Raw genomic sequence first — 26,080 nt, 5'->3', positions numbered from 1 at the left:
CGTGAATGTTCATGACGCAAATCGATGCGTCCATGACTTCCGGCGTGCTCGACGCACCGCCCTTGCAGCGTTGACGAACCGGCCATCGGAGCGTGAACCGCGGCGCGCCTGGCTGTCGCGCCCGTTTCTCCACGTGAAGATTGCCGACGCATCGCCAGGGCAACAATGACTGGAACTTGAATGGTGAAAAACGCCGAACACGTGAATTCCCGCAGCGCGATGTCCCGTGCGCCGCTAGCAAGCGAGCCGCTCGAATCCCCGCTCGCATGCGCCTGATCTGCTTTCCCTATGCGGGCGGCTCGGCCGCCGTTTACCGTGCGCTGCAAGCGTTGCTGCCCGGCATCGACGTGTGCCGTCATGAGCTTGCAGGCCGGGGCAGCCGCCTGTCCGAGCCTGCCGCACGACACATGTCGACGCTGATCGACGCGTTGCTGTGCGACTTGGACAACTGCTTCGATCGTCCGTTCGCACTGCTCGGACACAGCATGGGCGCGGCTATTGCCGTCGAACTGGCGCTGCGGCTTCCCGCCCGCGCGCAACCGAATCTGCGGCATCTGTTCGTGAGCGGGCGCGCCGCACCGGGCAGGGAGCGACCGATTCGACCCATGCACGCGCTGGACGACCGCGCCTTCGTCGATGCACTGCACGAGATGGGCGGCACACCGAAGCCGGTGCTGGACAACAGCGAACTGATGGCGCTGCTGATGCCGGCGCTGCGTGCGGATTTCACGCTGATCGAAAACTACCGGCCGGTGCCCGGGCGCAGGCTCGCGGTGGACATCACCGCGTTCGCGGGCCGGGCGGATGAACACGCGCCCGTCGATGCCGTTGCAGGCTGGGGCACCGAAACGACCGGGCACTTCGATTTTCACGTCATCGAAGGCGATCATTTCTTCATGAGAAGCGAAATGCGGACGATGGCCGGCATCATCGCGGCGCGCCTGCGGCGCACGGAACACGTTGCGTGGAGCGCACTGCAAGCATGACGGGCCGATCCTCGCGATCGGCGTGCCGGCCGGTGCCGTGATCGTCGAATGAAGAGGCTCGCGCCTTGTCGGCTTCCATGCCGGCGCCGCGGGCCGGTCAAGCAGGCGTGGAGGCCGCGCGTCGCTTCCTTGCGCACGATACCTGGAGTGCAATTGTGCAACGTAATCGAAAACGAATCCTCGTAACCGGTGGCGCGGGTTTCCTCGGTTCGCATCTTTGCGAGCGTCTGGTCGAACTCGGTCACGACGTATTGTGCGTCGACAACTATTTCACCGGCACGAAGCAGAACGTGGCCGCATTGCTCGGCAACCCGCGCTTCGAGGCGCTGCGCCACGACGTGACCTTTCCGTTGTACGTGGAGGTGGACGAGATCTACAACCTCGCCTGTCCGGCTTCGCCGATCCACTATCAATTCGATCCCGTGCAGACCACCAAGACCAGTGTGATGGGCGCGATCAACATGCTGGGGCTCGCCAAGCGCACGCATGCACGCGTGCTGCAAACGTCGACGAGCGAAGTGTACGGCGACCCCGATGTGCATCCGCAACCGGAGAGTTACCGGGGCAACGTCAATCCGCTCGGGCCGCGCGCGTGCTACGACGAAGGAAAACGTTGCGCGGAGACGCTGTTCTTCGACTATCACCGCCAGCAAAACGTGCGAATCAAGGTGGTACGCATCTTCAACACGTACGGGCCGCGCATGCATCCCAATGACGGCCGCGTGGTGTCCAACTTCATCGTGCAGGCGCTGCGCGGCGAGGACATCACGCTGTATGGCGACGGCAACCAGACCCGGGCGTTCTGCTATGTCGACGATATGGTCGACGGTTTGATCCGGATGATGGCGTCGCCCGCGGACCTCACCGGCCCGATCAATCTCGGCAATCCGCACGAGATCGCGATCAGCGAACTCGCGCAGATCATTTTGCGCCTGACCGGCTCGACGTCGCGGCTCGTATTCCGTCCGCTGCCGAAGGACGATCCGACACAACGTTGCCCCGATATCGGCCTCGCACGCGCCCACCTCGACTGGGCGCCGACGGTCGGGCTCGAAGCCGGGCTGCGGCGGACCATCGACTATTTCCGCTCGACCGTGCCGGCTTGACGCCGCGTCCAAGAACCACGCGTCGATGATCGGCAGGCGATGGCATGACGTAGTGACGTTGCATTGCCTGTGTCCCATTTTTACGTGACAGACGCGAGATGGGGGACATGCTCCAATCACGCCGTACCGTTACGCCATTGGCCAGGATGAAGCGATTCTCTTGCGCCAGTGTCCATCAATCCGCCTGCAAGCCGGATCTCCGCGCATGGAAAAACTCGAGTATCTGAAGCATGTCGAATCGAACGCGCGAACCTACGCGACATCGTTCCCACGGCTGTTTACCCATGCCAAAGGCATACGCGTACGCGACTCCGACGGGCAGGAATACATCGACTGTCTGTCAAACGCAGGGACGCTCGCGCTCGGACATAATCACCCGGAAGTCAATGAAGCCGTCACGCGGTTTCTGTCGTCCGATCAAATGCAACAGGCACTCGACCTGGCAACGCCGGCAAAGCACGCGTTCGTCGAGAAGCTTTTCTCGCTCCTGCCGAGGAAGATCGCCGAAACCGGCAAGATCCAGTTTTGCAGTCCCAGCGGCGCGGATGGCGTCGAAGCGGCTGTCAAGCTGACGAAGCACTATACGGGCCGCTCGACGATCATGGCGTTCCACGGCGCCTACCACGGCATGACGGCCGGCGCACTCGCCGTATCGGGAAATCTCACGCCCAAATCGGCCGGCGGCAACGGACGCGACGTTCATTTCCTGCCGTATCCCTATGCGTTTCGCTGCCCGTTCGGCACCGACGGCTCGGCGACCGATGAACTCAGCATCAACTATATTCGGACCGTCCTGTCCGACCCCGAGAGCGGGATAACCAAACCGGCGGCAATCATTGTCGAAGTCGTGCAAGGCGAAGGCGGCTGCATCCCCGCTTCCGACGCCTGGTTGATCGAATTGCGGGAGCTGACGCTGCGGCATGAAATCCCGTTGATCGTCGACGAAGTGCAGACCGGGCTCGGTCGAACCGGCGCGCTGTTCGCCATCGAACATTCCGGCATCCGGCCGGACGTACTGGTGTTGTCGAAGGCATTCGGCGGCGGCTATCCGTTATCGGTGGTGGTCTATGACGAGCGCCTGGACACCTGGCCGCCCGGCGCGCACGCCGGCACCTTCAGAGGCAACCAGATTGCGATGGTGGCCGGCTTGTCGACCATGCACATCGTCGAACGGGACGGTCTGTCGGCGCACGCGGACAGAGTCGGCAAACTGCTGGTTGCCGGCCTCGAACGGTTGGCCGAACGCTTCCCCTGTCTGGGCCAGATACGCGGCCGCGGCCTGATGATCGGCGCCGAAGTCGTCATACCCGGCACGAATGGCCGAACCGGCCCGACCGATGCGGCACGGGCAAAAGCCATCAAGCTGAACTGCCTGCGAAACGGCCTCGTGATCGAAACCGGCGGCCGCAACGGCGCGGTGCTCAGGTTCCTGCCGCCGCTGATCGTTTCGGAAGCGGATATCCACGACATTCTCAATCGCTTCGAGCATGCCGTGGAAACGGCCTGCCGCGCCTAGCCGCAGCGCGGCGCGGCGCGACCATGCAGGCCGACCGGTTCGGGTTTCGCCGCGATCCACGTTCAGAAAAGGACTATTGACGATGCTGGGCATGACGGAACGCAAGCTGCTTGCCGAGGGGAGCTCTCCGTGGCTGCTGGAGCCCGAGTCGAACGCACGCGCGAACGGACACGATCTCGTGCTGGCGGTGAGCGACAACCGGGTGGAACTCGAATCCCGGCTGCTGGAACATGGTGCGCTGCTGTTTCGTGGCTTCGACGTTTCATCCGTGAGCGGCTTCGAAGCGTTTGCCAACGCGATTTCGGTCCACAAGTCCGACTACGTCTATCGGTCCACTCCGCGCACCTCGATCGGCAATGGCATCTTCACCGCAACCGAGTATCCGCCGAGCGAGACAATCGCCCTTCATTGCGAAAACGCGTATCAACGAAGCTGGCCGCTGCGAGTGGCATTCTGTTGCCTGACGCCAGCCACGACCGGCGGCGAAACGCCCATTGCCGACATGCGCGAGGTGAGCCGCAGGATTGGACCGCGCATCATGGAGCGCTTCGAGGCGAAACAGGTCCGCTACGTCAGGCACTACCGGCGGCATGTCGACATTCCGTGGGAAACCGTCTTTCAGACCGGCGACCGCAGCCAGGTTGCGGCCTTCTGCGCAGACAACGACATCGAGCTCGAATGGCTCGACGACGACACGTTACGCACCGTACAGATCAATCAGGGCGTCGCTTACCATCCGGTCACCCGCGACAGGGTGTTCTTCAATCAGGCGCATCTGTTCCATATCTCGAACCTGGAAGCAGCGCTCGCCAGTTCGATCGTCAGCCTGTTCGGCAATGACCGACTTCCGCGCAATGCGTGCCATGGCGACGGCAGTCCGCTCGATCTCGCCGACATCGAGCAGATCCGCAACGCGTTCCGCGAATGCGCGATCGCGTTTCCATGGCAACGCGGCGACGTCCTGCTGGTCGACAACATGCGCTTCGCGCACGGCCGCAATCCGTTCGAAGGCGAGCGCAAGGTCGTCGTGTCTCTGCTGGACCCGTACTCCCCCGACATCGAATGAATGGCCGGTCGTCAGCAGGGCCGAGCGCGCCAATTAATAAAAACCCATATTGATGAAGTGCGCGAAACGCCGTGTCCATGGATTACGGGGCAGACGTCGGGTTAGAGCGGTGCTCTAATTTCAATGCCATCCAATTCAAGAAGCAAGCTTGGCGGGATCGCCGCAACTGGTCCTGAGGAATTCAACGTTCAGCAGACAACGAAGGTCGAGTATGCTTCCCGATACAAAATTCAGGACTGTTACAGAAATTTTCATATTTCGCGGCGAGGTCGAACCGGAGAAGACAGCATTCATTTTTCTCGAGAACGGCGAATCGGAGCTGGCTCGACTCACGTTCGGCGACCTGGACAAACGGGCTCGCGGCATCGCCGCCAGGCTGCAGGGCATCGCGCAACCGGGCGATCGCGTGCTGCTGGTCTATCCGCCCGGCCTTGAATTCATCTGCGCATGGGTGGGATGCCTGTACGCCGGCCTGATCGGCGTGCCGGCGTATCCTCCACGCAGGCATCGTCCCGCCGATCGTCTGAAGGCCATCGTCGCCGACGCCCGGCCGGTCGTCGCGCTGACCGACGCAGCCACGCTCGACGGCATGGTGCATCGCGCGGACGGCTATTCCGACACGCTGGAACTGACGATTCTGGCGACCGACCAAGGCTTCGACGCACCGGCCGAACAATGGCGCGCACCGGACATCACGCCGCAGACGCTGGCGCTTCTGCAATACACGTCAGGCTCCACCGGTACGCCAAAAGGCGTGATGATCAGCCATGCGAACATCCTGAGCAATATGGCGGTGATCGCCGAGGCGAGCGACGCCGATGCGTCGACGGTGTTCGTCAGTTGGCTCCCGGTGTTTCACGACATGGGTTTCTTCGGGAAGGTGCTGCTGCCGATCTATCTCGGTGTGCTGGCGGTGCTGATGGCGCCCGCGGCATTCGTGCAGAAACCGATCCGCTGGCTGCAGGCAATCACGAAGTATCGCGGCACGCATTGCGCCGCGCCGGATTTCGCGTACGACCTGTGCGCGCGCAAGATATCCGATGAAGCCCGCGCGCAACTGGATCTGAGCAGTTGGCGCGTTGCATTCAACGGCGCGGAACCGGTGCGCGCGGAGTCGGTCGCACGTTTTTCGCGCGCCTTCGCCGCATGTGGCTTCCACGCGCACACCATGCGCCCGGTGTACGGCATGGCCGAGGCGACCTTGTTCATCTCCGGTCAGCCGGCACGCTCGCTGCCGCTCGTGGCGGACTACGACGCCGACGGCCTGGCACAAGGCGTGGCGACGAGAAGCGACCGCGGCAAGCGCCACGCGCTGGTCTCATGCGGCCGGGCCTGGGCGGAGCACCGCCTGCAGATCGTGAATCCGGATACCGGTGAGCGCTGCCCGCCCGAGCGGATCGGCGAAATCTGGTTGACGGGCCCGAGCGTCGGCGTCGGCTACTGGAACCGCGTCGAGGAAACGGAGCACACCTTTCGCGCGAAGCTGGATGGCGATGATGCGCATTACCTGCGCACGGGCGATCTCGGCTTCGTCGATGGCGAGAACCTCTTCGTCACCGGCCGTCTCAAAGACCTCATCATCGTTGCCGGGCGCAATCACTATCCGCAGGATCTCGAGCAATCCGCCGAGGGAAGCCACCCCGCGCTGGCGCCCAACGCGTCGGCGGCTTTCTCGATCAACGTCGATGACGTGGAGCGGGTCGTTATCGCCTGTGAAGTGCGCCGGGAAGCGCTCAACACGCTGGACGCGCAAGCCCTCGCCGCGGAGATCCGGCGCAAGCTCGCCGAAGAGCATGACGTCGATCTGTATGCGGCGATCCTGTTGAAGCCCGCCACGATCCTGCGCACGTCCAGCGGAAAAATCCAGCGCAGCCGAATCAGGCAAGCATTCCTCGATGAACAAGGGCTCGCGATCGCGGGCGAGTGGCGGCGTTCGTACTCCGCGGAGTACGCACCCTCCCCGGCCGCGGTACGCGACACGCAAGCGCTGGTGCAATGGTGCGTCGAGCGTGTCTCGCGTCTGTCGGGAATCGATTCCGGCAAGATCGACCCCGACGCGCCGTTCAGCATCTACGGGCTCGATTCGAAGGACGCCATCATGCTGTCGGGCGAGTTGCAGGACTGGCTCGGGCTGCCGGTCTCGCCTACCGTCGTCTACGATTTTCCGAGTATTTCGCTGCTGGCGCGCCATTTGAGCGGTATCGGGAATGCCGTGCCGGACCACGCGCCCCGTTACGCCGAAGCACGCGCCGATATCGCGATCGTCGGCATGGGATGCCGTTTCCCCGGCGCCGATCATCCCGACGCATTCTGGCAGCTTCTGCTGGAGGGCCGGGACGCGGTCGGCGCGTCGAAGAAGCGTGCCGGCGACCTTCCGCCCACCGGGCTGCTGGACCAGGTCGATCGGTTCGATGCGGCGTTCTTCGGCATCAGCGCCCGCGAAGCCGAAGCGATGGATCCGCAACAGCGCCTGCTTCTCGAGGTGGCGTGGGAGACGCTCGAGCATGCGGGGATCGCGCCGCGGCGCCTCGCCGGCGGACGCACCGCGGTCATCGTGGGCATCAGCAATTCGGACTACATCCGTCTGGCGCAGGAAGAAGTCGCGGATGTCGGCCCTTATGTCGCGACCGGCAATGCGCTCAGCGTCGCCGCCAACCGCATTTCCTACACGCTCGATTTGCGCGGCCCGAGCTGGGCGGTCGATACCGCGTGTTCGTCCTCGCTCGTCGCGGTTCACCACGCGTGCCGCGCGCTGCAGCGCGGCGAGGCCGATGCGGCGCTGGCCGGCGGGGTCAACCTGATTCTGGCACCGCAATTGAGCGACTCCTTCACGCAAGCAGGCATGCTTTCGCCGGATGGCCGGTGCAAGGCGTTCGATGCGGCAGCCAACGGCTATGTGCGCGGCGAAGGTGTGGGCATGGTGCTGCTCAAGCGTCTGGACGATGCGCTCGAGAACGGCGACACCGTGTTCGCCGTGATCCGCGGCTCGGCGGTGAACCAGGATGGACGCAGCAATGGCATGACCGCGCCGAACGGCCCGGCCCAGCAGGCCGTGATTCGCGGTGCGCTGCACGATGCCGGCGTACGCGCGCAGGACATCGGCTTCGTCGAAGCGCACGGTACGGGAACGCCGCTCGGAGACCCGATCGAGTTGAACTCGCTGGCGGCCGTCCTGAGCGAATCCCGTGGGCCGGACGGCCCCTGCTGGATCGGTTCGGTCAAGACCAACATCGGCCATCTGGAATCGGCGGCGGGCATCGCCAGCCTGATCAAGACCGCCCTTGCGCTACACCATCGCGCCATTCCGCCGAACCTCCATTTCCGGTCGATCAATCCTGAAATCGCACTCGACGGCACGCCCTTCCGTATTCCGCAGCAGGTCACGCCCTGGCATTCGGAACACGGGCCGCGCATGGCCGGCGTGAGTTCGTTCGGCTTCGGCGGCACCAACGCGCACCTGATCCTGTCCGAAGCGCCACGGCCCGGCGAGATCGAAGCCGACCCGGCGGCGCCCGCGGCGCGCGTCGTGACGCTCTCCGCGCGCACGCCCGAAGCGTTGCAAGCACTGGCGGGGTCCTATGCGGCGTATCTCGACGCCCATCCCGAGATCCGTGTGCGGGATGTCGCGTTCACGGCAAATACCGGGCGCACCCACTTCACGCGGCGGGCGGCCATCGTCGCAGCGAGTCTCGATACGTTGCGTTCGCAACTGGACGACGTTTCGGCCGGCGAGCCCGCCGACACGCCGCCTGCGGTGACGTTCCACTTTTGCGCCGACGACGGCGGCAGCGACGCAGCGGTGCGGCAATTGCGTTCGGCCAGCCCCGCTTTCGGCGCGCTGATGCAGCGGCAATCGGAAGTGTCCGAGGCGGCCGGGCTCGGCTCCGCCGAAGCCGGGTTCACGGCATTCCAGCGCGCGCTCGCACAACTGTGGATGTCCTTCGGCATCACGCCGGGCGCCGTCGGCAGCACGGGCGACGGGCATCGCGCCGCGGCCGCGTTTGCGGACGTGCCGCAGGCGCGGGATGGCGCGGCGGCGGGAAGCCACGCCATCGTGATCGAAATCGGCGCGCACACGGCCGCGTGGGACACGATCCTGCGCACGCTCGCCGAGCTCTACGTACGCGGCGCGTCCGTCGACTGGGATGCCGTGGAGCAGGACGCCCCGCGCCGCCGGCTCGCGCTGCCGACCTACCCGTTCGAGCGTCGCGCCTTCTGGATCAGTCCACGTGCGCCCCGGCATCCGTTGCTCGGGCGTCTGATGGAGCAGCACGCGCATGCGCCGGCTACGTGGATCTGGCAGTCGCGTCTCGACGCGCCGGCCACCACCTTTCTCAGCGGTCATCGCGTCAAGGGATCGCCCGTGCTGCCCTATTCCGCCTATGTGGAAATGGCGCTGGCGGCGACTTCGGAAATCGGCGCCGCCGGTCATACCACGTTGCAGGATCTCGCACTGCATGCGCCGTTGCCGCTGCATCCGCATGCATCGCGCACCGTGCAGACCGTGCTGAGCCGCCGGTCCTGGGGACCGTTTTCGTTTGCCGTCTATCACAGGATCGACGACACCAGCGCCGCCGCGTCATGGCAGATGTGCGCGAGTGCCGAAATTCACGAATCGGATCGGAGCCAAGCATGAAATTCGGCCTGATGTTCTTCGCCAGCAGTGAAGAGGCGTTGTCCGGCAACAAGTACCAGCTCGTGATGGAAAGCGCCCGTTTCGCCGATTCGAACGGGTTTTCCAGCGTCTGGGTGCCGGAGCGCCATTTCACCGAATTCGGCTCGCTGTACCCGAATCCCGCTGTCCTGCACGCCGCGCTCGCCGCTGCCACCCAGCGCGTGCAGCTGGTCGCCGGCAGCGTGGTCGCGGCGCTGCACAACCCGATCCGGATCGCGGAAGAGTGGTCTATGGTGGACAACCTGTCGAACGGCCGCGTGGGCGTGTCGTTCGCGTCCGGATGGAATCCTGACGACTTCGTGTTCGCGCCGGACAAATATGCGACCCGGCAGGATGAAATGCTGACCACGATGCGCGCCGTCCAGCATCTGTGGCGCGGCGGGTCGGTGGATGCGCGCAACGGCGTCGGCAAGCCGGTGCAGCTGCGCATCTATCCGACGCCGGTGCAGCCGGAGCTGCCCGTCTGGGTGACGGCCGCGAGCAATCCGCAGACCTTCGTGCGCGCCGGTGAAGTCGGCGCCAACCTGCTGACCCACGTGCTCGACCAGGATCGGGACCAGCTCGCGCAGAAGATCGCCCTCTACCGCGCGGCGCGCGCAACGCATGGCTTCGATCCGGCGGCCGGCACGGTGTCCGTGATGCTGCACACGTTCGTCGGCGACGATGCGGCGCGGGTGCGCGAGCAGGCGCGTGCGCCGTTCTGCAACTACATCCGCAGCAATATCGGGCTGTTGAACGGGCTGGCGCAAAGCCGCGGCCAGTCGGTGGACGTGCGCGCGATGGGTGCGCGCGAACTGGACGAGTTCGTCGAGTTTCTCTACGAACGCTTCGCGCAATCGCGCGGCCTCATCGGCACGCCGGAAACCTGCGTCGAACTGGTGCGCGATCTCGAGTCGATCGGCGTGGATGAAGTGGCCTGCCTGCTCGATTTCGGTCCGCCGGTCGAGCTGATCCTCGGCAATCTTCCGCAGTTGCGTCGGCTGCGGGAGCTGTGCGCCCCGAGGCAATCCGCCGCGCCGACGCGATTCGATGCCGCCGCGGTGCAGGCCCGCTGCATCGAAACGACTTCAGGCGCGGACTTCAATGGCGAAGTCCGGCAGCACGGCGTGCAGATCGACGGCGTGTTCGACGCGATCCAGCAGATCTGGCGCACGGCCGGCGAGGCGCTGGGGAAAATCAGCGTGCCGGCCGACGCGCTGGCATCGTCGCAATACCAGGTGCACCCCGCCTTTCTCGACGCGTGCAGCCGTGTGCTCGCCGCCGCGATCGATCCGGACGCGCTGGAGGCGGGCGACCTGTACCTGCCCAGTTCGATCGGTGCGGTACGGGTTCATCAGCCGCCGTCGTCAACGGATGCATGGAGTCACGCCACGCTGCGCAAGCCGATCGGGCAAGGTGCGCTGGAGGGCGATATCCGCGTCCATGACCTCGCCGGGCGGCTGCTGATCGAGATCGATGCGCTGCGCTTGCAGCATGTGCATTCCGGGCCGGCCGTCGAGCGGCACGATTTGTCCGCGCTGCTCTATCAGCGCGTGTGGAGACCGTCGAGCGTCGACGCGGCAACCGGCGCTTCGGCGCAGGGCGAGTGGCTGATTCTCGCGGACCGTGGCGGCGTCGGCGCGCAACTGGCCGACCTGCTGGCAAGCGCGGGCGATACGTGCACGCTGCGCTTCGCCGACGCGACGCCGGAGCTGCCCGCGCTCGACCGGCCGCTGAAGGGCATCGTTCACCTGTGGAGTCTCGATCTCGCGCCGGCCGACATCGCGGCGAGACGGCGCGCCAGCGCGAGCGTGCTGCAACTGGTCAGGGCGCTTGCGTCACGCGCACCGGCGGCCCGGCAGGCGCGTCTGTGGCTGGTGACGTCGGGCGCGATGAACGTGCTGGACGGCGAATCGACCGCCGTCGCGCAGGCTCCCCTATGGGGATTGGGCCGCGCGATCGCCGTGGAGCATGCGGCGCTGTGGGGCGGGCTCATCGATCTCGATCCCGCGCAGCCGTCGGCGGCGCACATCGTGCAGGCGGTACAGGCCGGCGGCCGTGAAGACATGATCGCGTTTCGCAGCGGCCAGCGCTACGTCGCGCGTATCGCCCGCGACAATCGCGAATTCGTCAGCCACCGTCCGATCAGGTTCCAGCATGACGCGACCTATCTGGTAACAGGCGGGCTCGGCGGGCTGGGCCTGCGGCTCGCGTCCTGGCTTGCCGCCAACGGCGCCGGCAAGATCGTGCTGCTCGGGCGCGGCGCGCCCTCCCCCGCGGCCGAGAACATCCTGCGCACGCTCGACGCGCGGTTCATTCGCGCCGACCTGTCGCGTCGCGAGGACGTCGCGCAAGCGCTCGATGAAATCGCGCATTCGATGCCGCCGCTCAAGGGGGTCTTTCACCTCGCCGGCGCGCTGGACGATGCGCTGCTCACGCGCCAGGACGACGATTCCTTCCATCGCGCGGGAAGCGGCAAGGCCGATGGCGCGTGGTATCTGCACGAGCTGACGGCCGACTTGCCGCTCGATCATTTCGTGCTGTTCTCGTCGATGGCCGCGCTGATCACCATGCCGGGCCAGGGCAACTACGCGGCGGCGAACAGCTTCCTCGACGCCCTCGCGCAGCATCGGCGCGTGCAGGGCAAACCGGCGCTCAGCGTGAATTGGGGGCCGTGGGCGGAAATCGGCCACGCCGCCACCGACTATGGACGGCGCGCGCACGAACAGCTGGCCGCGCTGGGGGTCGGCACGCTGTCGCCCGAACTGGCGATCGCGGCACTGGAACGGCTGATGGCGTCCGGCGTCGCCCAGTCCGGCGTGGCCCGGATCGACTGGCCGACCCTGTTCCGGGTCGACGCGCCGGCCGCCGGGTCGGCGCTGTTTTCCGAGCTGGCGCAACCGGCCGCGCAGTCTGCGCAGCAAGAGACGGCATTGCTGCGCCAACTGCATGCGTGCGCGCCGCGCGAGCGGGTCGAGCTCATCACCGACACGCTCGCGAAACTGCTGGCCGAGACGCTGCGGCTCTCCGGCCCCGACGCCATTGCGCCCGAGCAGTCGCTGCTCGATCTCGGCCTGGATTCGCTGGTCGCGCTCGAACTGACCGACCGCCTCAACAAGGTGTTCGGACGGCCGTTTCGCGCGACGCTGTTCTTTTCCTATCCGAACCTGCAAACGCTCGCCCAGTACGTGCTCAACGAACTGTCGCCGTCGCTCCCCGCGCCGGTCGTCGATGAAGCATCCGACGACCTCGACGAGGACGACCTTTCCGAACTGATCGCCCAGGAGATCGGCGCCCAATGAACGCCAAGGCCACGCATGCACTGAAAGCCGCACTCGACGAACTGCGCCTGCGGCGCGCGGAGATCGCGGCACTGCGTTCGGACCGCAACGAGCCGATCGCCGTCATCGGCATGGCTTGCCGCTTCCCCGGCGGCAGCGATACGCCGTCCGCGTTCTGGCAATTGCTCGATCACGCGCGCGATGCCGTCGCCGAAGTGCCGGGTGAACGCTGGGACATCGATCGCTATTACGACCCCGATCCGTCCACGCCCGGCAAGATGGCGACCCGCCACGGCGCGTTTCTCGAACGCGTGGATGAATTCGACGCGGCGTTCTTCGGGATCGCGCCGCGCGAAGCCACTTACCTCGACCCGCAGCAACGGCTCCTGCTCGAAGTGGCCTGGGAAGCGCTCGAAAACGCCCATCTCCCGCCCGAACGCTTCAGGCAGTCCGCCACGGGCGTGTATGTGGGCATTACCTGCTTCGACCATGCGATCCAGGTGTCCAATGCGGCGACGCCGTCGAGCAGCTACGCCGGCACGGGCAGCGCGCTGAACATGGCCGCGGGCCGCTTGTCGTTCGTGCTGGGCCTCACCGGCCCGAGCATGGCGATCGATACCGCGTGCTCGTCGTCGCTGGTCTGTCTGCACCTGGCCTGCGAAAGCCTGCGCTCGCGCGAAAGCAACATGGCGCTTGCGGGCGGCGTCAACCTGATGCTCTCGCCCGAGGTGATGGTCAGTTTCTCGCAAGCGCGCATGCTGTCGCCGGACGGCCGGTGCAAGACCTTCGACGCGGCGGCAGACGGCTATGTGCGCGGCGAAGGTTGCGGCATGGTGGTGCTCAAGCGCCTCTCCGACGCGCTCGCCGACGGCGACCGCGTGCTCGGTATCGTGCGTGGCACCGCGGTCGATCAGGGCGGTGCGGGCGGCGGGCTGACTGTTCCGAGCCGCGATTCGCAGGAACGGGTGATCCGTCGCGCACTGAGTCAGGCCGGCCTCGTGCCCGGCGACATCTCCTATGTCGAGGCTCACGGCACGGGGACGTCCCTCGGCGACCCGATCGAGGTCGAGGCGCTGGCCGGCGTGTACGGCCCCGGGCGCGACGCGGCCGAGCCGCTCGTGATCGGTTCGGTCAAGACCAATATCGGGCATCTGGAGTCGGCCTCCGGCATCGCCGGCCTGATCAAGGTGCTGCTGTCGTTCGAGCACGACAGGATCCCGGCGCATCTGCATTTCACGCAGCCCAATCCGCATACGCCGTGGCAGGACATCCCCATTCGCGTGGCGGCCGACCCGGTCGCGTGGCGGCGCGGGGAACGCAGGCGAATCGCCGGGGTGAGCGCGTTCGGATTCAGCGGCACCAATGCCCACGCGATCGTCGAGGAACCGCCCGCCGCGCCGGCCCACGCCGCGCAGCGCGCGCTGCTGCTGCTGTCGGCCCGCTCCGAAGCGGCGCTCGCGGCGCTCGCACAACGCTACGAGCGCGCGATCGCCGGGGCGACGCCGCGGGAACTGGCCGCCATCTGCCGGGCCGCCGCCATCGGGCGGACCCATTATCCGTTTCGCGCGGCCTATGTATCGGGTGTGAGAGAACCGTCGGCGGCATCGGCACGCACGGGCAAGGCGTTGCGCATCGGCTTCATGTTCGGTGCGCCGGACACCGGCGTCGCACGCGAACTCCACACGTCCGAACCGCTTTTCCGCGACGCCTTCGCGCGTTGCTCGGTGCCGCTGGCGGCACTCGACACCGATGAGGGCCGCTTCGCGATCCAGTTCGCGTGGGCGGAACTGTGGAAGGCATGGGGCATCCGACCGTCCGTCGTGTCGGGCCACGGCGTCGGAGAACATGTCGCGGCCTGCGTGGCGGGGGTCATGAGCGTTGCCGACGCGCTGCGCCTCGTGGCAGCCCGGTCGGATTCCGACGCGTTGCGCGTCGCGCTTCAGGACCTGCCCCTCGCACGGCCCTCGGTCCGCCTGATTTCCGGCTGTCTCGGCGCCGAGGTGACCGACGAGGTCACGCATCCGCAGTACTGGTTGCAGCTGGCCGAGTTGTCGAATCAGGCCCAAGCGCGGGCCAACGCGCAGGCCGAAGCGCCGCCCGCGCCGGAGGGGCTTGCCGACGGCTGGCTGCCGCCGCCATGCGCTGGCGACGCACTGGAGCGCGCACTCGCGGCGCTGTATGTGCAGGGCGCGCAGTTCGACTGGAACGCATTGTTCCCGGTGCCGGCCCAGCCCGCCACGACCCTGCCGAACTACCCGTTCGAGCGGCAGCGCTTCGGCCTGGAGAAAACGCCGTCGCCCATCGTCGGCATGGATGCCGGCAGCATCGAGCAAGCGTTGCGGCACCTCAAGACGTCGGGCAAGTACGCCGAGGACGTGCTGAACGCGTTTCCGGACCTGCTTCAGACTGCGTTCGCGCCCGCCGGAACCGCTGCCCCGACCGCCCAACCGCTCTATCACGTCGCATGGGAACCGCAAGCCGCGTTGCCGGAAGCCAAGTTCGCCGCCGACGCGTCCCCGTGGCTGATTTTCGCGGACGAAACCGGTGTCGGCGCGCGGTTCGCCGACCTGCTGCGCGCGCGCGGCGCATCCTGCTCGCTGGTGCGCCCCGGCCCCGACTATGGCGGCGGCGCGCAAGCGGGCTGGCAAGTCGCGCCAGAGCGGCCGGAGCATTTCGTCCGCTTGCTGAACGAGACCGCCGCCCCGGGCCAGCGCATCGTGTTTCTATGGGCGCTGGACGAAGCCGTCGGCGCGTCGCGCATGGCTACCGCCCTGCTGCATCTCGTGCACGCGTTGGTCGGCAGCGAGCGCGATTGGGCGCCTTCGACCCGACCCAGGATCTGGGTGGTCACGCGCGACGCGGTGGAAGCCGGCGAATCGCCCCGCGTATCGGGGCTTGCACAGGCTGCGTTGTCGGGCCTGGCGCGCGGGGCGATGATCGAGCATCCGGAATGGTTCGGCACCGCGATCGATCTCGATCCGGCCGCGCCGGAGGACGAGACGCAGGCGCTGCTTCGGGAAATCCTCGGCGAAAGCCGTGAAGAGCTGGTGGCGTTGCGGCACGACGTGCGCCATGTCGCGCGCCTGAGCCCGCTCGCGCCAGCCGAAACGGCCGCGCTGCGGGTCGACCCGGAAGCGGCCTATCTGATCACCGGCGGGTTCGGCGCGCTCGGGCTGCACACCGCCCGGTGGCTGGCGGCACGCGGCGCACGCACGCTGATCCTCGTCGGCCGACAAGGGGCCCGGAGCGACGAGAGCCGGCAGGCGATCGCCGAGCTGCGCGAGCGCAACCTATCCGTGCGTTGCGAGCGCCTCGATATCGCCGACCCGGTGGCGGTCGCCGAGTTCTTCGCCGCGCTCCGGCGCGACGGCGTGCCGCTGCGGGGCATCGTGCACGCGGCCGGCATCGTCGGCTACAAGCCGCTGCTGCAGGTCGAGCGCGAGGAACTGGACGCTGTCCTGCAACCGAAGGTCGCGGGCGCCTGGCTGCTTCATCAGCACAGCGAATCGTTCCCGCTCGATTTCTTCATCCTGTTTTCGTCGATCGCGTCCGCGTGGGGTTCGCGCGACCAGGCGCACTACAGTGCCGCGAACCGGTTCCTCGACGCGCTCGCGCATCATCGCCGCGGCCTGGGCCTGCCGGCCCTGAGCGTGAACTGGGGGCCGTGGGCGCAAGGCGGCATGACGTTCCCCGAGGCGGAAGCGCTGCTGCGGCGTGTCGGGATCCGCTCGCTGGCGGCGGATCGCGCGCTCGACGTGCTGGATCGTCTCCCCGCCGTGCCGCAGATCGCGGTCGTCGATATCGACCTCGCGCTGTTCCAGGGCTCCTACGAGGCGCGCGGACCCAAGCCGTTCCTCGATCGCGTGCGGGTGGCCGGCGCCCCGTCAGGCGCGCTGGCGATGCCGGCGTTGAGCGACGCATCGCCCCGCGAGCGAAAGCGCCTGCTGGCGGACAGCATCGATCGCGCGGTCGCCCAGGTGCTCGGCTTCGGCGCGGCGACGCTGGACCGCGACCTCGGCTTCTTCGAGATGGGCATGGATTCGCTGATGGCGCTGGATGTGCGCACGCAGCTCGAGACAGTGCTTGGCATCCCGTTGTCGGTCGCGCTGTTGTTCGATCATCCGACGGTCAATGCCCTCGCGGATTTCCTGGCGGAGCAGTCGTCCCCCACGGCGCCGGACGCGAGCGCGGCGCCGACGCAGGCCGAGCCGTCGCGGCCGGCCGCGCCAGCCGTTGCGTCGCGCGAGGCCGGCACGCCGGAACCGATCGCGATCGTCGGCATGAGCTGCCGGTTTCCGGGCGCCGCGCACGATCTCGACGCCTACTGGCGGCTGCTGAACGACGGCGTGGATGCGATTTCCGAAGTGCCGCGCGAGCGCTGGGATGTCGACGCGTACTACGATCCCGATCCGGAAACGCCGGGCCGAATGTATTCCCGATTCGGCGGTTTTCTCGAAGACGTCGATCAGTTCGATCCGGCATTTTTCCGGATCACGCCGCGCGAAGCGGCCGCGATGGACCCGCAGCAGCGCCTGTTGCTCGAAGTCAGTCACGAAGCGCTGGAGCACGCCGGCATTCCGGTCGACAGTCTCAAGGGCAGCCGGACCGGCGTCTTCGTCGGCATCACCACCAACGATTACGCGAATCTGCAGCTTCGCAACGGCGGCGGCCGCGGCATCGACGGCTATTTCTTCACCGGCAATCCGCTCAACACGGCGGCCGGCCGCATCTCCTACGGGCTCGGTGTGCAGGGGCCGAGCATGGCGATCGACACCGCGTGCTCGTCGTCGCTCACCGCGATCCATACCGCCAGCCAGAATCTGCGCAGCGGCGAGTGCGATCTCGCGATCGCGGGCGGCGTCAACCTGATCCTGTCGCCGGACAACTCCATCGCCGTCTCGCGCACGCGGGCGCTGGCGCCGGACGGCCGCTGCAAGACCTTCGACGCGGCGGCGGACGGCTTCGTGCGCAGCGAAGGCTGCGGCGCGCTGGTACTCAAGCGCCTGTCCGATGCGCTCGCCGCGGGCGACCGCGTGCTGGCCGTGCTCCGCGGTTCGGCCGTCAACCACGACGGTGCGTCGAGCGGCTTTACCGCGCCGAACGGGCGCGCGCAGGAAGCCGTCATTCGCCAGGCGCTGGGCGGGCTGCCCGCCGCCTCCATCGATTACGTGGAAGCGCACGGCACCGGCACCCCGCTGGGAGACCCCGTCGAGGTGCAGGCGCTGGCGACGGTGTTCGGCGCCGACCGCGGCGACGGACGGCGGCTGCGCATCGGCTCGGTGAAAACCAACATCGGCCACACGGAATCCGCCGCCGGCATCGCGGGGGTCATCAAGGTCGTGCTGTCGCTGAACCACGATCGCATTCCCGCCCACCTGCATTTCCGCCAGCCGAGCCCGCTGGTGCGGTGGGACGCGCTGCCGATCGAGGTCTGCGCCGAGGCGAGCGCGTGGCCGCGCGGCGAGCGGCCGCGGCGCGCCGGCGTCAGCGCGTTCGGCGCGAGCGGCACCAATGCGCACCTGGTGCTGGAAGAAGCGCCCGCGCCGGCGCGGCAGGCAACGCCGTCGAAACACAAGGTGCATCCGCTGGTCCTGTCGGCCAAGACGCCGGCGGCGTTGCGCGAATTGGCCGGGCGCTATCAGCGGCGGCTCGAAGCCGAACCCGGTCTCGATATCGCGGCCGTGGCCTTTTCGGCATCGACCGGCCGCTCGCATTTCGCGCATCGGCTGGCGCTGCCGGTGACGTCGCTCGAGGACGCCATCGAAAAGCTGCGCGCGTTCCAGGCGAAGGATGCGGCCGACGCGACGCAGCCTCCGCGGGTGAAGATCGCGTTCCTGTTCACCGGTCAGGGCTCGCAATACGCCGGCATGGGCCGCCGTCTGTACGACGCCTATCCGGCTTTCCGCGACGCCATCGACCGCTGCCGTGCGGTGGCCGATCCGCTGCTCGACAAACCGTTGCTCGAGGTGCTGTCGGCCCCGAACGACGATATCCACCAGACCGGCTACAGCCAGCCGGCCCTGTTCTCGCTGCAGTTCGCGCTCACCACGTTGCTGGCGTCGTTCGGCGTGGTGCCCGACGCCGTGATGGGACACAGCGTCGGCGAGTACGCAGCGGCTTGCGCGGCCGGCATCTTCTCGCCGGAAGACGGCCTGCGGCTGATCGCCGAACGCGGCCGGCTGATGCAGGCGTTGCCCCGCGACGGCGAGATGGCGGCCATCTTCACCGACCTCGCCACGGTCGAGCGTGCCATCGAACCCTGGCTGGACGAAGTCGCGGTGGCGGCCGTCAACGGTCCGGCCAGCATCGTGATCTCCGGCAAGCGCGAGCGCATCGCGACGCTGGTCGACGCGTTCGCGGTGCTGGACATCCGGTCCGTGCCGCTCAATACCTCGCACGCGTTCCACTCGCCGCTGGTCGAGCCGATGCTGGACAGCTTCCAGGCCGCGGCAAAAGCAGTACGCGCCACGCGCCCGGCGATCCCGTTCTATTCCAATCTCACGGGCGCCGTGATGGATGAGGCGCCCACCGACGCGTACTGGCGCCGTCACTGCCGGGAGCCGGTGCAGTTCGCGAACAGCGTCGAGCGCCTCGCCGAAGCCGGGTTCAACCTGCTGGTCGAAATCGGCCCCAAGCCCGTGCTCGTCAACCTGGCCCGCGCGTGCTGCGCGCCGGACGCCGGGATCCAGTTCCTTGCCCTGCAGAGGCCGCAAGTCGAGCAGCAAGCGCTGATCGAAACGCTGTCGAGCCTTTATGCGCGCGGCGTCGATGTCGACTGGGCCGCCACCGAAACACCCGCGCCCACGCGCGTCGCATTGCCGTCCTATCCCTTCCAACGCAGCCGTACCTGGTTCCAGAAAGCGGACATGTCCATGACTCAGACAAGCGCATCACCCATCGCTGCAACGCCGACGCTCAACCGTAGCGGCGAGGTTCTCGAATGGCTTCGCGGCAAGATCGGCGAATTGATCCAGGCCGATCCCGCCACCATCAACATCGACCTGCCGTTCCTGGAGATGGGCGCCGACTCGATCGTGCTGATCGAGGCCATCCGGCACATCGAGAAACAGTACGGCGTGAAGCTGGCCATGCGCCGCTTCTTCGAAGATCTGGCGACGGTGCAGGCGCTCGCCGAGTACGTCGCCGAGAATCTGCCGGCGGCTGCCGCCCTGGCCGAACCCGAGCACGAGGCCACGGCCGAAGCCGGGGTGTCCGCGGTGGCGGTGGCCGTCGCGCCGTCCGAGGAGGCGCTCGCGCCGCTCGCCGCCGCTCCGGCGGAATGGGTGGCGGCCGAAGGCGGCTCCACGGTCGAGCGGGTATTGCGGGAGCAGAATCAGTTGCTGTCCCGCGTCATGGGCCAGCAGATGGACTTGCTGCGCACGTCGCTGACCGGCCAGGCCGGCGGCCGGCCGACGACGATCGCCGCGCAAGCCGTCCCGAGCGCTGCGAGTGTCGCCAACGTCGCCAGCGTCACGCCAAAGGCCCCGGCCGCCGTGCCCGCCACGAAGCCCGCCGCTGCGACCGCAACCGCGGCCGCGGCGGACAATCGCCCGTCCAAGCCGATGATGCCGTGGGGCAGCCCGGTCGAACAGCGGGCGCGCGGCTTGTCCGCCGTGCAGCAGGAGCATCTCGAAGCGCTGATCGTGCGTTACACGACGCGCACCCGGAAATCGAAGGAATCGGTGCAGGCGTCCCGCCCGGTGCTGGCCGACAGCCGTGCCACGGTCGGCTTCCGGTTTTCGACCAAGGAGATGCTGTATCCGATCGTCGGCGATCGCGCGGCCGGTTCGCGGCTGTGGGATATCGACGGCAACGAGTACATCGATTTCACGATGGGCTTCGGCGTGCATCTGTTCGGCCACACGCCGGACTTCATCCAGCACCAGGTCACCCGCGAGTGGCAACGTCCGCTCGAACTGGGCGCGCGCTCGAGCCTCGTCGGCGAAGTGGCCGCGCGCTTTGCGCGCGTCACCGGTCTCGATCGCGTGGCTTTCTCGAACACGGGCACCGAGGCGGTCATGACCGCCATGCGGCTCGCGCGCGCCGTGACCGGGCGCGACAAGATCGTGATGTTCACGCATTCGTATCACGGCCATGCCGACGGCACGCTCGCCGCGGCGAACGCGGAAGGCGTGACGGAAACCATCGCCCCCGGTGTGCCGTTCGGTTCGGTCGAGAACATGGTCCTGCTCGACTACGGCAGCGACGCCGCGCTCGAGGCCATTCGCGGGATGACGTCGACCCTCGCCGCCGTGATGGTGGAGCCGGTGCAGAGCCGCAACCCGTCCCTGCAGCCCGTCGCGTTCCTCAAGGAACTGCGCCGCATCACCGAGGAGGCCGGCATCGCGCTGATCTTCGACGAAATGATCACCGGCTTTCGCGTCCATCCGGGCGGCTCGCAGGCCATGTTCGGGGTCCGGGCCGATCTCGCGACCTACGGCAAGATCATCGGCGGCGGCCTGCCGCTGGGCGTCATCGCCGGTTCCAGCCGCTTCATGGACGCCATCGACGGCGGCATGTGGACCTACGGCGACCACTCGTTCCCCGCGGCCGACCGCACCGCGTTCGGCGGCACCTTCTGCCAGTATCCGCTCGCGATGGCGGCCGCGCTGGCCGTGCTGGAGAAGATCGAACAGGAGGGGCCGGCGCTGCAGGCCGCGCTCAACGAACGGACCGCGCAAATCGCCGAAACGTTGAATGCCTTTTTCGCGGAGGCCGAGGCGCCGATCAAGGTGACGTGGTTCGGCTCGATGTTCCGCTTCGAATTCACCGAGAACCTCGACCTGTTCTTCTATCACATGCTCGAAAAGGGCATCTACATCTGGGAGTGGCGCACCTGCTTCCTCTCCACCGCGCATACGGAAGCCGACATCGACCGGTTCATCCGTGCGGTGAAGGACAGCGTCGCCGACCTGCGCCGGGGCGGTTTCATCCGGCCTCACTCGAAGCACGGCACGGTGGCTGCGCTCAGCGAAGCGCAACGCCAGCTGTGGATCCTGTCGGAAGTCGATCCCGAAGGATCGCTGGCCTACAACGTCAACACCACCCTCGAGCTGAACGGCCGGCTCGACGAGGCCGCCATGCGCGCGGCCGTGCAGGGTCTCGTCGACCGGCACGAAGCGCTGCGCACCACGCTGACGCCGGACGGGTCGGGCCAGATCGTGCATACGTCGCTGAAGCTCGAGATTCCGCTGATCGACACGAACCAGGACGCGTGGCGGGACCACGAAAGCCGCCAGCCGTTCGACCTCGTGAACGGTCCGCTCTTTCGCGCCGCACTCGTGCGCCTGGACAGCACGCGTCACCTGCTGGTGATGACGGCCCATCACATCATCTGCGACGGCTCGACGTTCGGCATCCTGCTCGAGGATCTGGCCCGCGCTTATGCCGGTATTGCGCCGCCCGCGGCGCCGCTGCAGTTCCGCGAGTACCTGAAGCAGCTCGACGGCCAGCGCCACAGCCCGGAAACGAAGGCGAATCGCGCGTACTGGCTGGCGCAATGCGCGCGCCAGGCCGAACCGCTGAATCTGCCGCTGGATTACCAGCGGCCCGCGGTGAAGACGTTTCACGGCGCGCGCGCGTCCCTGCATCTGGACGCGGCGGAGGCCGCGTCGCTGCGCACCGCCGCCCGTCAGAACGGCTGCACGCTCTACATGATGCTGCTCGCGGGCTTCAATCTGTTCCTGCACCGCATCGCCGGCCAGCAGGAGATCGTCACCGGCATCCCGGTGACCGGGCGCTCCGTGGCCGGCAGCGATCGCCTCGCCGGCTACTGCACGCATCTGCTGCCGTTGCGCTCCACGCTGCCGGAGCAGGCCACCGTGGCCGGCTTCCTGGCGGGCACCCGCCAGAACCTGCTCGACGCGCTCGAGCACCAGGATTTCCCGTTCGCCGAACTGGTCCGCGAAATCGGCGCGCAGCGCGATCTCAACGCCGCCCCGCTGGTGTCGGTCGTCTTCAATCTGGAACCCGTGTCGGCGCTGCCCGAACTGCCCGGCCTGACGGTCGGCCTGGTCACGCCGCTGATCCGCTATACCGCGTTCGATCTGAACGTCAACGTCCTCGACGCGGGGGAGGCACTCCTGATCGACTGCGACTACAACAGCGATCTGTTCGACGAGAGCACGGTGCAACGTTTCCTCGGGATCTACCGGACCTTGCTGACGCGTCTCGCGGACGATGCGTCGGCCGCCGTTGCACGGCTGCCGCTGACGAGCGATGCGGAGCGGAACCTGCTGACCGTCGAATGGAACCGGACCGACACGGATTTCGGCGACGCCGCCACGCAACCGCTGCACCGGCTGTTCGAGCAACAGGTCGAGCGCACGCCCGATGCCGTCGCCGCCGTCTACGACGACGTCGCGCTCACTTACGCCGAGCTCAACCTGCGCGCCAATCGCGTCGCCCATCGCCTCATCGAGCTCGGCGTCGCCCCCGATGCCCTCGTCGGCGTCGCGATGGAGCGCTCGCTCGACATGATCGTCGCGCTGCTCGCGATCCTCAAGGCCGGCGGCGCTTACGTCCCCGTCGACCCCGAATACCCCGCCGAGCGCGTGCGCTTCATGATCGACAACGCGCAGTTGCGCTGGCTCCTCACCCAACAGCATCTGCTTGACGCGCTGCCCGACACCGACGCCCGCGTGATCGTCGTCGATCGCGACACGCTCGACCTCGATGCCGCGCCCGCGTCCAACCCCGCGCCCGCGCTGAGCGGCGAGAACCTCGCCTACATGATCTACACCTCCGGTTCGACCGGCAGGCCCAAGGGCGCGCTCAACACCCATCGCGCCATCACCAATCGCATCCTGTGGATGCAACACGCGTACACGCTCGGCGCCGACGACGCCGTGCTGCAAAAAACCCCGTTCAGCTTCGACGTGTCGGTGTGGGAATTCTTCTGGCCGCTCATCACCGGCGCGCGCCTCGTGTTCGCCCGGCCCGGCGGCCAGCGCGAGACCGACTACCTGGTCGAACTCATCGAACGCGAACGGATCACCACGATCCATTTCGTGCCCTCGATGCTGCGCGCCTTTCTCGATCATCCGGACCTCGACGCGCATTGCACGTCGCTGCGCCGCGTCGTGTGCAGCGGCGAAGCCCTGCCATACGACCTGCAGCAGCGTTGCCTCGCGCGCCTGGACGTCAGGCTGTTCAACCTCTACGGCCCCACCGAGGCTGCCGTCGACGTGACCGCATGGGAATGCCGGCGCGACGACCCGCACCGCATCGTGCCGATCGGCCGGCCCATCGCCAATACGCGCGTCTATATCGTGGACGCCCAGCTGCAGCCGGTGCCGATCGGCGTGGCCGGCGAGCTGCTGATCGGCGGCACGCCGGTCGGGCGCGGCTACCATGGCGAACCCGAACTGAGCGCCGGGAAGTTCATCGCCGATCCGTTCTCCGCTGACCCGCATGCGCGCCTCTACCGCACCGGCGATCTCGCGCGCTACCGGCCCGACGGCAACATCGAGTTTCTCGGTCGCATCGACCATCAGATCAAGCTGCGCGGCCTGCGCATCGAACCCGGTGAAATCGAGGCGGCGCTGGCATCGCACCCGCTGGTCGAGGCCGCGGTCGTGGCGCTGCGCGGGGCGGACGATGGCGCGCGGCTCGTCGCATGGCTGCTCTCGTCGCACCCCGAAGCCGAACTGATCGCAGCGGTGCGCGCGCACCTGCGGCAACGGCTGCCGGATTACATGGTGCCGTCCGCATTCGTCGTCGTGCCCGCGTTCGCGCAACTGCCCAACGGCAAGCTCGATCGCGCCAGACTGCCCGAACCCGGCGACGGCCTGGACCACGTTGCGCCCGCCAACGCGCTCGAAGCGCAGTTGACGGCGATCTGGCAGGAAGTGCTCGGTCAGGCCCGGATCAGCACGACCGCCAATTTCTTCGAGCTGGGCGGCAATTCGCTTTCCGCGACGAAGGTCATCGCGCGCATCCGCCGCGATCTGCAGGTGAAGCTGGAAATCCGCAGCCTGTTCTCGCACCCCACCATTTCGAGCCTCGCGAAACGCATCGCCGATACGCAGCCGATCGATTACGCGCCGGTGACGCCGCTGCCGGCGCACGCGCATTACGCACTCTCGCCCGCCCAGACGCGGCTGTGGGTCCAGGATCGCCTGAATGCGGCGCAAGCCGGCGGGCCGCTGCCCACGTCCCTGCTGTTCGAAGGGGTGCTGGACGTGGACGCGCTCGTGCGGGCGTTCCATGCATTGAGCGTACGTCATGAGATCTTGCGCACGCGTTTCGTGCTGTCCGGCAATCAGCCGGTCCAGCAAGTGCTGCCGCCGGGCGAAGCCGCGTTCCCGGTCGAGGTCATCGATTTGCAGGAAGCCGAGGACCGGGATGCGCAGGTCATGTCGATCACCGAGCGCGAACGGCTCGCGCCGATGGATCTCGGCACCGGCCCGCTGTTCCGCGTCAAGCTGCTCAGGCTCTCGGAAGTTCGCCACGTCTGCATCTGCACGATGCATCACATCGTGACCGACGGCTGGTCGACGGAGGTGCTGCTCGACGACCTGTCGAAGATCTATGACGCGTTGGTCCAGCGTCGCGACAATCCGTTGCCCGCGCTTTCGATCCAGTACAAGGATTACGCCGCCTGGCTGAACCGCCTGCTCGCCGGGCCGGACGGCGAACGGATGAAGGAATACTGGCTGACCAAACTGGGCGGCGGCCTGCGCGCGCTGGAACTGCCGGGCGACGTCGAGCAGCCGGCCGCGCCGAGCTGGAAAACCTGGCGGTTCGCGCTGCCCGCCGCCGAGACGACGGCGCTGGAATCGCTCGGCAAACGCCACGGCGCGACCTTGTTCATCGCGCTGCTGTCCGCGATCAAGGCGCTGTTCTACCGCCGCTCCGGCCAGGAGGACATCGTCGTCGGCACGCCGGTCGCGGGCCGTGAGCTTCCCGAACTCGAGTCGCAGGTCGGCCCCTATCTGAACGTGCTGGCGCTGCGCGATCGCGTCGCCGGCGACGATCGTTTCGATACGCTGCTGACCCGCGTGCGGGACACCACCCTCGAAGCGTTCTCGCACCCGCTGTATCCGCTGGATCGCTTGCTCGACGAACTGCGCATCAAACGCGTCGCGGGACGCAATCCGCTCTTCGACATCGGCCTGACGCTGCAGAACCAGCGACAAGGCGCCGTCGATCGCTACGCGGGACAAGTGCGCATCGCGGAGTTGCCGGATCACGATCAGCACGACCCGCAGCGCGCGGACACGGAAGCCGCGACGGACTTCTGGTTCCTGGCCGAGCCGCACGCCGAGGGCCTCGCGATCAGCGTCGTCTACCACGCCGGGCGGTTCAGCGAGGCGCTGGTGCAAGGCCTCGCCAACGAGCTGACGTCCGTCATCGGCGAAGTGCTGGCCGATCCGGGCGTACGCATCCGGAACCTGACCTTGGGACAACACGTGCTGCAGGCCGAAGCCCGCCAGCCCACCGTCGAACTCAGTGCATTCTAAGGAGCCTT

At 67.3% G+C, this 26,080-nt stretch carries 7 protein-coding genes; all 7 read left to right on the top strand.

The window, feature by feature from the left end:
• Positions 1-140: 140 nt before the first annotated feature.
• The 7 genes from SB786_RS02165 (at position 141) to SB786_RS02135 (ending at position 26,072) form a co-directional block, all read left to right on the top strand.
• Complete coding sequence (locus SB786_RS02165; protein WP_410725972.1) at positions 141-986, top strand: thioesterase II family protein; 846 nt, start codon at positions 141-143, stop codon at positions 984-986.
• A gap of 155 nt (positions 987-1,141) precedes the next feature.
• Positions 1,142-2,092, top strand: coding sequence for a UDP-glucuronic acid decarboxylase family protein (locus SB786_RS02160; RefSeq protein ID WP_410725971.1), 951 nt, complete (start codon positions 1,142-1,144; stop codon positions 2,090-2,092).
• A 205-nt stretch (positions 2,093-2,297) separates the two neighbouring features.
• Positions 2,298-3,608, top strand: a complete 1,311-nt coding sequence (locus SB786_RS02155; protein WP_410725970.1) for a diaminobutyrate--2-oxoglutarate transaminase family protein — start codon at positions 2,298-2,300, stop codon at positions 3,606-3,608.
• A gap of 82 nt (positions 3,609-3,690) precedes the next feature.
• Entirely contained in the window at positions 3,691-4,674 is a 984-nt protein-coding gene (locus SB786_RS02150; RefSeq protein ID WP_410725969.1) for a TauD/TfdA family dioxygenase, read from the top strand.
• 211 nt (positions 4,675-4,885) lie between these two features.
• On the top strand, positions 4,886-9,310 hold the full coding sequence (locus SB786_RS02145) for a beta-ketoacyl synthase N-terminal-like domain-containing protein (RefSeq protein ID WP_410725968.1): 4,425 nt from the start codon (positions 4,886-4,888) through the stop codon (positions 9,308-9,310).
• Entirely contained in the window at positions 9,307-12,630 is a 3,324-nt protein-coding gene (locus tag SB786_RS02140; protein WP_410725967.1) for a type I polyketide synthase, read from the top strand. The genes SB786_RS02145 and SB786_RS02140 overlap by 4 nt, the downstream gene beginning before the upstream one ends.
• Positions 12,627-26,072, top strand: a complete 13,446-nt coding sequence (locus tag SB786_RS02135) for an amino acid adenylation domain-containing protein (RefSeq protein ID WP_410725966.1) — start codon at positions 12,627-12,629, stop codon at positions 26,070-26,072. The genes SB786_RS02140 and SB786_RS02135 overlap by 4 nt, the downstream gene beginning before the upstream one ends.
• Positions 26,073-26,080: the final 8 nt, after the last annotated feature.

Source organism: Burkholderia sp. SIMBA_062, from assembly GCF_046534765.1.
In the GTDB taxonomy this organism is placed as follows: Bacteria; Pseudomonadota; Gammaproteobacteria; order Burkholderiales; family Burkholderiaceae; genus Burkholderia; species Burkholderia ambifaria.
The sequence above is the reverse complement of the archived record's forward strand: the minus strand, read 5'-3'. Positions and strand labels throughout refer to the sequence as shown.

Bases quoted from the DNA above. Each gene is read 5' to 3' on its own strand.
- SB786_RS02155 (WP_410725970.1), top strand. From the start codon at position 2,298: ATGGAAAAACTCGAGTATCTGAAGCATGTCGAATCGAACGCGCGAACC.
- SB786_RS02150 (WP_410725969.1), top strand. From the start codon at position 3,691: ATGCTGGGCATGACGGAACGCAAGCTGCTTGCCGAGGGGAGCTCTCCG.
- SB786_RS02145 (WP_410725968.1), top strand. From the start codon at position 4,886: ATGCTTCCCGATACAAAATTCAGGACTGTTACAGAAATTTTCATATTT.
- SB786_RS02140 (WP_410725967.1), top strand. From the start codon at position 9,307: ATGAAATTCGGCCTGATGTTCTTCGCCAGCAGTGAAGAGGCGTTGTCC.
- SB786_RS02135 (WP_410725966.1), top strand. From the start codon at position 12,627: ATGAACGCCAAGGCCACGCATGCACTGAAAGCCGCACTCGACGAACTG.